This is a genomic window from Mycobacterium sp. (genome assembly GCF_049647605.1).
In the GTDB taxonomy this organism is placed as follows: Bacteria; Actinomycetota; Actinomycetes; order Mycobacteriales; family Mycobacteriaceae; genus Mycobacterium.
In genome coordinates this window covers 1-2,124 of record NZ_JBARXZ010000048.1, presented here as the reverse complement: position 1 = coordinate 2,124, position 2,124 = coordinate 1, and the positions used below count along the sequence as shown (strand labels likewise).

1 protein-coding gene is annotated in these 2,124 nt (G+C 66.5%); it reads right to left on the bottom strand.

From position 1 onward, the window contains the following. Window positions 1-2,059: polyribonucleotide nucleotidyltransferase (locus tag WBB07_RS06660; RefSeq protein WP_526305956.1), on the bottom strand; the 2,059-nt coding region annotated here is incomplete at its 3' end. Window positions 2,060-2,124: the final 65 nt, after the last annotated feature.

Sequence of the window (2,124 nt, the reverse complement as noted above, 5' to 3'; positions counted from 1 at the left end):
GCGTGCGCGAGACGAACGCGCCGAAGGTGGCGATCTTCACGACCGTGCCGAGGAAGCGCTCGCCCACCTCGGGGTTGAGCGGGTTGGCGATCGCGTTGACCGCGAGGCGAGCTGCCTCGGCCGAGGGACCGTCGACAGCGCCGATGTAGACCGTGCCGTCATCCTCGATCGAGATGTCGGCGCCGGTGTCATCCTGGATCTGGTTGATCGTCTTGCCCTTCGGGCCGATGAGCTCACCGATCTTGTCCACCGGAATCTGCACGCTGATGACACGCGGCGCGGTCGGCGCCATCTCGTCGGGCGCGTCGATCGCGGCATTGATGACCGCGAGGATCGCCGTGCGGGCCTCCTTCGCCTGGGTCAGCGCACCGTCGAGCACCGACGAGGGCAGGCCGTCGAGCTTCGTGTCGAGCTGGATCGCCGTGACGAACTCGCTCGTTCCGGCGACCTTGAAGTCCATGTCGCCGAGGGCATCCTCAGCACCAAGGATGTCGGTGAGCGCCGCGTAGCGGGTCTCACCGTTCACGGTGTCGGAGACGAGGCCCATCGCGATGCCGGCAACGGGCGCGCGCAGCGGCACACCCGCGTTGAGCAGCGAGAGCGTCGAAGCGCAGACCGAGCCCATCGAGGTCGAGCCGTTCGAGCCGAGCGCCTCGGAGACCTGACGGATGGCGTAGGGGAACTCCTCGCGGCTCGGCAGCACCGGCACGAGAGCGCGCTCGGCAAGGAAGCCGTGACCGATCTCGCGGCGCTTGGGGCTGCCCACACGACCCGTCTCACCCGTCGAGTAGGGCGGGAAGTTGTAGTGGTGCAGGTAGCGCTTCTTCGTCACGGGCGAGAGCGAGTCGATCTGCTGCTCCATCTTGAGCATGTTGAGCGTCGTGACGCCCAGGATCTGGGTCTCGCCGCGCTGGAAGATCGCGCTGCCGTGCACGCGCGGGATGACCTGCACCTCGGCGTCGAGCGCACGGATGTCGCTCAGACCACGGCCATCGATGCGCACGCCCTCGGTGAGGATGCGTCCGCGAACGATCTTCTTGGTGACCGACTTGTAAGCGGCACTGACCTGCGCGTTCGCAGCCTCGTCGAGCTCGCCCGCCGCTACCTTCGCAGCGATCTGCTCCTTGACCTGGGACTTGAGCGCGTCATCCGCGTTCTGGCGCTCCTGCTTGTCGGCGATCTGGTAGATCTTCGCAAGCTCGGTCTCAGCGAGCGCCGCGACGGCGGTGTAGGTCGACTCGTCGTAGGGCAGGAAGACGGGGTAGTCCTCAACGGCCTTTGCCGCCTGCGCTGCCATCGCGGCCTGAGCCTTGACCAGCTGGGCGAGGAACGGCTTTGCCGCCTCGAGGCCCTGGGCGACGACCTCTTCGTTCGGCTTGGTCGCACCAGCCTTGATGAGCTCCCACGAACCCTCGGTCGCCTCTGCTTCGACCATCATGATCGCGACATCTTCCTTGCCGCTCGCATCGGTGACGATGCGTCCGGCAACGGTGAGGTCGAAGACGGCCTCCTCGAGCTGCGAGACGGTCGGGAAGGCGATCCACTGGTCGCCGCCCTGACCGGACATGAGCGCGAGGCGCACACCGGCGATGGGGCCGCTGAACGGCAGACCCGAGATCTGGGTCGACGCGGATGCCGCGTTGATGGCGAGCGCGTCGTAGAACTCACCGGGGGCGATGCTCAGCACGGTGATGACGATCTGCACCTCGTTGCGGAGACCCTCGACGAAGGAGGGGCGCAGCGGGCGGTCGATGAGTCGGCAGACGAGGATGGCCTCGGTCGACGGACGACCCTCGCGGCGGAAGAAGCTGCCGGGGATCTTGCCGGCGGCGTACGAGCGCTCTTCGACGTCGACGGTGAGCGGGAAGAAGTCGAAGTTGTCCTTCGGCTGCTTGCTCGCGCTCGTCGCGCTGAGCAACATGGTCTCTTCGTCGAGGTACGCGGCGACCGCGCCCTGGGACTGCTGCGCAAGGCGACCGGTTTCGAATCGCACGGTGCGCTTGCCGAACTTGCCGTTATCGAGAACGGCTTCGGCAAACTTGATTTCTGGACCCTCCATGGGGCTTTCTCCTCTTTAGAACTTCGTTCGCGCACTCCGTGTGAGCGCGCGGGCGTACGTGGGGC